This window comes from Streptococcus sp. A12, from assembly GCF_905372335.1.
GTDB lineage: Bacteria > Bacillota > Bacilli > Lactobacillales > Streptococcaceae > Streptococcus.
The window spans coordinates 41,078-48,811 of the sequence record NZ_CAJPOU010000007.1 but is presented as its reverse complement, the minus strand read 5'-3'; the positions used below and the strand labels follow the sequence as shown (position 1 = coordinate 48,811).

General features: G+C 44.1%; 6 protein-coding genes. All 6 read right to left on the bottom strand.

The window, feature by feature from the left end:
- Nucleotides 1–234: 234 nt before the first annotated feature.
- Nucleotides 235–1,719 (bottom strand): threonine synthase, encoded by a 1,485-nt coding sequence (thrC, locus tag QZ158_RS01960; protein ID WP_293873965.1) that lies wholly within the window; start codon nucleotides 1,717–1,719, stop codon nucleotides 235–237.
- Between the two features lie 190 nt (nucleotides 1,720–1,909).
- Nucleotides 1,910–2,506: an anaerobic ribonucleoside-triphosphate reductase activating protein gene (gene nrdG / locus QZ158_RS01955; RefSeq protein ID WP_293873963.1), complete on the bottom strand. Its 597-nt coding sequence runs from the start codon at nucleotides 2,504–2,506 to the stop codon at nucleotides 1,910–1,912.
- 4 nt (nucleotides 2,507–2,510) lie between these two features.
- Nucleotides 2,511–3,011, bottom strand: coding sequence for a GNAT family N-acetyltransferase (locus QZ158_RS01950; protein WP_293873961.1), 501 nt, complete (start codon nucleotides 3,009–3,011; stop codon nucleotides 2,511–2,513).
- Nucleotides 3,012–3,056: 45 nt separating this feature from the next.
- The gene (locus QZ158_RS01945) at nucleotides 3,057–3,197 is read right to left on the bottom strand and encodes a hypothetical protein (RefSeq protein ID WP_154854760.1); all 141 of its coding nucleotides are present in this window, start codon (nucleotides 3,195–3,197) and stop codon (nucleotides 3,057–3,059) included.
- Nucleotides 3,198–3,209: 12 nt separating this feature from the next.
- Entirely contained in the window at nucleotides 3,210–5,420 is a 2,211-nt protein-coding gene (gene nrdD, locus QZ158_RS01940) for an anaerobic ribonucleoside-triphosphate reductase (protein ID WP_293873957.1), read from the bottom strand.
- 125 nt (nucleotides 5,421–5,545) lie between these two features.
- Nucleotides 5,546–7,327: an MFS transporter gene (locus tag QZ158_RS01935; RefSeq protein WP_293873955.1), complete on the bottom strand. Its 1,782-nt coding sequence runs from the start codon at nucleotides 7,325–7,327 to the stop codon at nucleotides 5,546–5,548.
- Nucleotides 7,328–7,734 lie beyond the last annotated feature (407 nt).

The following is a 7,734-nucleotide window of genomic DNA, read 5'->3' as shown; positions in this document are numbered from 1 at the left end:
GAGCAACCAAGTAGCTATCTACCATCCCCATGAGCATTTGGAGAAAGTTTTCTCCAATGGCTGGAAGGGCAATTCTTAAAATTTGTCGATCTACTTGTTGTTGACGTGACACACTTTCCTCCTGATGAAAAGAAACTCAGCTAGTTGCCTAACTGAGTTCTGCTTGTAGAACTATTGTGAGATTTATTCAGTCAAGTCCTAGAGACTTCTGCTTTCTAATTTTGGGACTCCCACTTACAATCCCAAATAGGCTTCAACTGCAGCCTGCATATCTGTTGCTGCAACAGTTGTCTTGTGACGAACTGGAGCAGTTTCGAGACCATCCACTGCTGGTGGCAAGGCTACACCTGAGATTTCATGTAATTGAGCCAAGGCTTCAAAGTCGCTCAAACCTGATTTCCCTGTTACAGCTTCCACCGCAACCACTGGGAATTTGTAAGGACTAGCTGTTGATGCAATTACGGTCTTGGCCGCATCGCCTGTCGCTGCTTGGTATTTTTTATAAACTGCTGAAGCAACCGCTGTATGAGGGTCCTCAATATAAGAATCTGACTCATAAACACGCTTAATTTCTGCTGCGGTTTCTGCTTCTGTTGCATACTCTGCCGCAAAGAGGTCCAAAATCTCTGTATCAAAGTCTGTCAATTCATACTGACCTTGCGTATTCAAGGCATTCATGAGTTCAGCTGTCTTTTCAGCATCATTTCCCAAAAGATGGAAAATCAAGCGCTCCAAGTTTGAAGAGACCAAGATATCCATAGATGGGCTAGTGGTTACCTTAAACTCACGCTTCTTGTCATAAACACGAGTTTTAAAGAAGTCTGTCAAGACATTGTTGTCATTTGAAGCACAGATCAATTTACCGACTGGTAGGCCGATTTGTTTAGCGTAAAAGGCAGCCAAGATATTTCCAAAGTTTCCTGTCGGTACAGTGAAGTTAACCTTGTCACCAGCATTAATCTCGCCAGTTTTAACAAGCTGAGCGTAGGCATAAACATAGTAGACAATTTGTGGTACCAAACGGCCGATATTCATAGAGTTGGCTGATGAAAATTGCAACTTGTTGGCTGCCAATTTTTCACGAAGGGCCACATCATTGAACATATGCTTCACATTTGTCTGAGCATCATCAAAGTTTCCATCAATGGCGATCACATGGGTATTATCCCCAGTTTGAGTAGTCATTTGCAACTCTTGTACCTTGCTGACACCATCTTTTGGATAAAAAACGATAATTTCAGTTCCTGGAACATCCGCAAATCCTGCCATGGCAGCTTTACCAGTGTCTCCAGATGTCGCTGTCAAGATAACAATTTTGTTTTCCAAGCCGTGTTTCTTAGCTGCCGTTGTCATAAAGTATGGCAAGATAGACAAGGCCATGTCTTTGAAGGCAATGGTTGAACCGTGGAAGAGTTCCAAATTGTATTGGCCATTGAGTTTGACAAGAGGGGCAACGGCTGGTGTATCAAACTTGCTGTCATAGGCATTGGTGATACAGTAGTCCAACTCTTCTGCTGTAAAGTCATCCAAGAAGGCTGACAAGACAAGTTTAGCCACCTCTTGGTAAGAAGCGTCTTTTAATGTGTCAAAATCCAAATCTACCTTTGGATAGCTAACTGGAGTAAACAAACCTCCATCTGTCGCCAAACCTTGCAAAATCGCTTGGCTGGCTGTTACGGTATTTTTCGCATCACGCGTTGATTGATAAACTAATGTCATGTCAATTTCCTCATTCTGTTCCTTAAATGTACATGTTAGATTACTCTAACTTTCGTACAATCTATTCTATTATACCATGAATCCTTCTGAATTTTATCAGTGAGAATGAAATTGTCTGAAAAAAGAGCCTACTTCTTGCAAATTGAAAAACCATGAAATCTCCATCTTTATAGTGGCTATCCGAGTCTTGCTAGTCTCTTTTTATTTGCTCATAAGAGTCCTTGCCGTCATTGAGCTTGTCCCAGATGACAACTTTTCCTTCTTTGAGAGATTGTTGAACATCAATGATCCGCTGGTTGGAAGAGCCTCGGAACTGCAACATGAGGTTGCGTTTGCTCTTATCATAGCGCCCATCGACCAGAATATCAATCAGCGAAAGCAGTTCTAGTTTGTCCGGCGTCTCCAGCATCATTTCTTCCCAGGTATAGCCGGTCCAAGACCAGATATCTTTATCAGGCAACTCTTTTTTCACGCGCTTAACCAAGGGCAGCAGGATACCGGTGTTGAGAAAAGGCTCCCCCCCAAGCAAGGTCAAGCCCTGGACATAGGGTTGGGCCAGATCGGCCATAATCTGCTCTTCTAACTCTTTGGTGTAGGGAATACCCGTCTTGAAAGACCAGGTCGCTACATTGTAACAACCCTCACAGTGAAACATGCAGCCGGCTACATAAAGGGAGTTGCGGACTCCTTCGCCATCGACAAAGTTAAAAGCCTTGTAGTCGATGATGCGACCTTGACTCAGTTCTTCACTCTTCCACTCGCCTGGTTTTGGTGTATTCCATGTCATCCTTCTACTCCACCTCTATCCAATACCGTTCGGTACCATTCCGCACATCCTCCAATTGGCCTCCATTGGCTAAGATAACAGCTCGGCTGGCAGGATTTTCCGTGCTACATGTCACCAGAGCACGATGAATGTTCTTTTCTTTAGCCACTTGCAGACCTTGATGAAGGGCTTCCTTGGCGTATCCTTTGCCCCTTTCAGAAGGGCGGATAGAATAACCGATATGTCCACCTTTCTCCAATAGATAGTCACTCAGGCGTAAGCGGAGATTGAGAAAACCAACCGCTTGACCGTCTCTATCAAAAGAGACTAACTGAACAGCAGGCACCCAACCTTCCGGAATTCCTAGCCCCATTTCCATGTCACGATTACTTTCCAACCAGTCTTCATAAACAAAAGCTTCCGCATCCCAAAAGCCGCCATCGTGGGCCGACTGGGTCTCTTCGAACTCTGTCATCATGTTTAGAATGGTTTCTTTATCTGCTAATGTTGGTCTGCGTAATTCCATCTTTACCTCCCCCCATACGAGAAAAGCGAGAGCGAACTCTCACTTTTATTTTTTCTTAGCTTTTTTTAAAAATTGCTCTCTCAGGCTGGTCACCCGGTCTTTTTTATTGATTCCACCTGTCGAATGTTTCTCGTGGAATCGTTGAACCTGGGCCTTGCCCTTATCGTCTAGTTGGTATTTTCCCATAATCTTCCTTTTCTAATCTGTCACTTGGTGTCCAGCTGATTTAATCGTGGACCCATTCATGTGTTTGACCCGTGCAGCGATTTCCTTATGACGGCCATTAACCATAGGACGGGCTTGAGGATTTCCTAGATAGCCACAGGTCCGTTTGACCACATCAACTGTCTTAGGATCACTATTGCCACAGTTTGGACAAGTAAACCCTCGTTCGGTTGGTGTGAAATCCCCTTCAAAATCACACTTGTAGCAACGGTCAATTGGTGTATTGGTTCCGAGATAGCCGACCCGGTCATAGGCATAATTCCAAACCGCCTCTAGCGCTTTTGGATTTTGTTGGAGCACAGGATACTCGCAATAGTGGATAAAACCACCAGAGGCGCCTGCTTCTGGATAAACTTTTTCAAAATCCAGCTTCTCAAATGGAGTTGGGTTCTTGCGGACATCGTAGTGGAAACTATTGGTGTAATATTCCTTATCTGTGATATCCGGAACCTGACCAAATTTCTCCGTATCCAGGCGACAGAAGCGGTCTGTCAAGCTTTCTGACGGCGTCGAATAAATCGAGAAGTGGTAGTCATACTGGTCGGACCATTCTTCGACCCGTTTCTTCATATCCTTGATGATGGCGATTGTAAATTGCTTGGCCTCTGGATTTTGCTCCCAGTTAGGGCCATAAAAGACCGTCGCCACTTCATACAATCCGATATAGCCGAGTGAAATGGTTGCTCTACGGTTGCGGAAGAGCTGGTCTACCTGGTCATATTTGCCCAAGCGTTTTCCGAAAGCTCCATATTGGTAGAGAATCGGTGCATTAGCTGGGGTTGCTTCTTTGGTGCGTTCCACCCGATAAACCAAAGCATCTTCAGCAATGTTCATCCGTTCATTGAAGATTTCCCAGAATTTCTCTTTATTTCCTTCAGATTCCAAAGCAATCCGAGGGAGATTGACTGTCACAACCCCTAGATTCATCCGACCAGAATTGACTTCAACGCCATTTTCATCCTTCCACCCTTGAAGGAAAGAGCGGCAACCCATAGGCACCTTGAAGGAGCCCGTCAACTCAACAATCTTGTCATAAGACAAAACGTCTGGATACATGCGTTTGGTCGCACATTCCAAGGCCAACTGCTTGATGTCGTAGTTAGGACTACCTGGTTCTAAGTTGAGGCCTCTTTTTAAACTGAAAATCAACTTAGGGAAAATAGCGGTCCGGTGTTCTGAACCAAGTCCTTTGATTCGAATTTCCAGAATGGCCTTTTGAATTTCCCGTTCGAAGCGATTGGTTCCAAGACCAAAGCCAAGCGAAGTAAAGGGCGTTTGCCCATTTGAGGTAAAGAGGGTGTTGATTTCGTACTCCAAAGACTGCATGGCATCATAGATGTCTTTTTTCGTTTTTTGCCAAGCATAGTCCTCGCGTTTTTCAGGGAGAACCCACTCCTCTGCATCTTTCAAGTGCTTCTGATAATTCTTTTCTGCATAAGGAGCCAAGACTTCATCGATCCGGTCTGCTGAGCAACCCCCATACTGGCTAGAGGCTACATTGGCAATGATTTGCGAAATCTGTGCCGTTGCAGTTTGGATGGACTTGGGACTTTCTACTTCTGCATTCCCAATCTTAAAGCCATTGCGCAGCATGCCTTCAAAATCGATCAAACAACAGTTGGTCATCGGAGTGTAAGGACTATAATCCAAATCATGGTAGTGGATATCCCCTTTTTGGTGGGCATTGGCTACGTGTTTGGGCAACATTTTGAGACCAATGGATTTTCCGACAATTCCTGCTGTCAAATCACGCTGGGTATTAAAAACGTCGCTGTCCTTATTGGCATTTTCATTAACGACAGCTTGGTCCTTGTTGAGAAGCTTGCCGATGGTAAAGTTGATATCCGTTGCCTTTGAACGCTCAAAATCACGCTGGGTACGATAGGTAATATAGCTCTCGGCAATCGCATACTCATTAGCTTGCAGCAACTCATGCTCAACGACATTTTGAATCTCGTAGATTTTTACGCCACAAGGGAAGCGTTCCAAAATTTCAGCCACGATTCGGTCTGTTACGGTTTCTAATTTCGCTTCCAAGGCCGGAGTGAGACCAGTCACTTCTTCTGTCGCTTTGACCAAAGCACGGTAAATTTTATCGACATCAAACTTGACCTTCCGCCCATCTCTCTTTTCTACAAAGAGTGGGGGGAGACTTTGGTTATGTTCTTCTCGTAACGTTATCATACGCTCGCCCACTTTCTTTTTTATACAAGTAGAATTCACTCCATATTATATCACTCAAAAATAAAAAATCAATATCTTGTGGAAAAAAATGTTATTTCATTTCAAAACCACAAGATATTGATAGTCTATTTATATTGGTACAAGGTATACTGGGAACCCTTCTGGTTCACTTTTTCATAATTTTTAGTTAAAACTTTCTGCAGAGCAGACGTTACATCTAGGTCCTTATTGACCACAATAAACTTCGGCTTTGCTTGCTTAATCTGATTGAGCAGATTGGTTCGGTTTTCCCTCGGACTTAGATAGGCCGTCGGAGTCAGGAGGGACGAAGATGCCAAGCGACCACTTTCCTGATAGAGATGGGCCGTCTGATCCCAAACATAGATGGTATCCTTGGAGTCACTATGATTCTTGATATATTGAGCAATCGTACTTCGTTCACTCGCTAGGTTGTTTTGGAGAACCAATTGATTCACAACAGGATAGCCAACTAGATAAACCATTGCCAACATCGGTAGGAAAGCTTGACAGGAGAAATAAAGGTCCCAGATAGAATTGTTCTTCATCTTCCGGCGCTGATAAGCGGACTCATCCCCGGCAAACCAAAGAGCGAACAAGGGAAGACCAAAAGGTAACAAGCTAAGGAACTGATAGGCCCCTTGCTCTGGTGTCCCGACCACAACAGTGGCAACTAGCGGAAGACCAAACCAACTCATAAACCGGATCACACGTTGACCACTTGTCGATACTTTTCGGAAGGACATGACGAAAGCTGAAGCGAAACCAAGCGTTAACAGCAATAAACAGTAATAAACTAGGTTGGCAAATAGGTGCCCCGCATCAAACTGGAGAGAGCGGAGACTATACAAGGTCTGATGAATCGCATACCCAAAGGAGCCGTTCCACACGGTGATGTAGCCTAAGGGATAGAAGAGAAGGGAGAATCCCAAGAGGGCAGCAAGGAATTGATAGAAGCCGTGAGCAAATTTCTTTTGTTTCACATGATAGGCTGTCAATCCGAGAAAAGCAAGCAGATAAAAAATCACACTCAGCCATGGCACCATCATAAAGGCCAAACAGGCTCCTGCGCCATAAGCGACAAAGGATTCATCTGTTTTATCTCCCTCTAGATAAGCGAGAATGAAATTCATAGAGCCAAATAGGAAGGGCAGGGCATAAAAGACAGCGTAATTGCCGCCAAATCCAAGCACTCCAGCAAGTAGGTAGAAAAGTAGCTGAACTTGTCCTGCAATTTTTTCACTTGCAACTAAGCTTCTGACCATCCGATACAGGCTCGTCCCAGCAAAAAAGTAGGCTAAAATCTGGAAGACCACCAGGAGAACTTGACCTCCTAGCAAACTTCCTAAAGCGCTGATCCCGTAGTAGAGCAAGCCATTGACCCCAAAGAAATGACCATAGGGAACTTGACCTTGAGACATTGCCCAACCGGCATATAAGTCCTGGGTTTGCTGATTGGTCGCCAGTAAGTTGATAAAAGGAAGGGCTACATGGACCAACCCAAGTAGGACACTAAGAGCAATTGGTAATGACAAGGGAACTGGTCGCTTAGTGGCATAGCGCCCTAACGACTTTTCATCTTCTTGCTCTTCCAATGTCTCTTCTACATCCTCTTGGTCTTTTGGCCTCGCTCCGACCTTCTCTTCGCGACGATGACCAGATCGTGATAGGCGACTTAGAGTTCCAGTCGAAGCTTCTGTTTCCACCGCTTCTCCAGCAACCTGGCTCTCTTCCTGGTTCTGCTCTGATTCCACCGGTTGACTAGCTGTCAAAACTTCTTCTTCCCGGCTAATTGATTGTTCCAATACCTTTCGTAGCTCTTGAGTATCTTGAAAATTTGACCCGACACTCAAGCCAAGTTTATGCGATTCTTTTTCTTTTTCACTCATACCATGTTCTTTCCTTTACTAGACTTGCAAGTGCTAAAGGGCACATGCATACCCTACTAGTATATCAAAAATGAACCCAGCTGTCAGCTTTCTCCACGAGGAGAAAATAGAGGACAGACAAAAAAAGACAGACTATTTTTTACTTAAAATAGCTAGATAATTTTTCAAAAAAATGACTTCTATTACTTTGAGTCATTTAAGAATCTCTGAAACTTTCCGCTGTGATAAAAATGCTTGAAACACCAATGTTTCAAGCATTCGGGAGTTTTGAACGTAAAACAGTTTGGGAAACTGTTTTAGCTTGAGCATAGAAATTAAAGAGCGAAGGGGTTCAAAACTAAGTCATGGAACTTCTACGAAGTTCGCTGACGTCCGTACTCACCTAAGGAAAGTTTCTAAGAATTTTT

What these genes read in the sequence shown, in the direction of transcription:
- QZ158_RS01935 (WP_293873955.1), bottom strand. Translation starts at nt 7,327, where the DNA reads ATGAGTGAAAAAGAAAAAGAATCGCATAAACTTGGCTTGAGTGTCGGG.
- QZ158_RS01945 (WP_154854760.1), bottom strand. Translation starts at nt 3,197, where the DNA reads ATGGGAAAATACCAACTAGACGATAAGGGCAAGGCCCAGGTTCAACGA.
- nrdG (WP_293873963.1), bottom strand. Translation starts at nt 2,506, where the DNA reads ATGACATGGAATACACCAAAACCAGGCGAGTGGAAGAGTGAAGAACTG.
- thrC (WP_293873965.1), bottom strand. Translation starts at nt 1,719, where the DNA reads ATGACATTAGTTTATCAATCAACGCGTGATGCGAAAAATACCGTAACA.
- QZ158_RS01950 (WP_293873961.1), bottom strand. Translation starts at nt 3,011, where the DNA reads ATGGAATTACGCAGACCAACATTAGCAGATAAAGAAACCATTCTAAAC.
- nrdD (WP_293873957.1), bottom strand. Translation starts at nt 5,420, where the DNA reads ATGATAACGTTACGAGAAGAACATAACCAAAGTCTCCCCCCACTCTTT.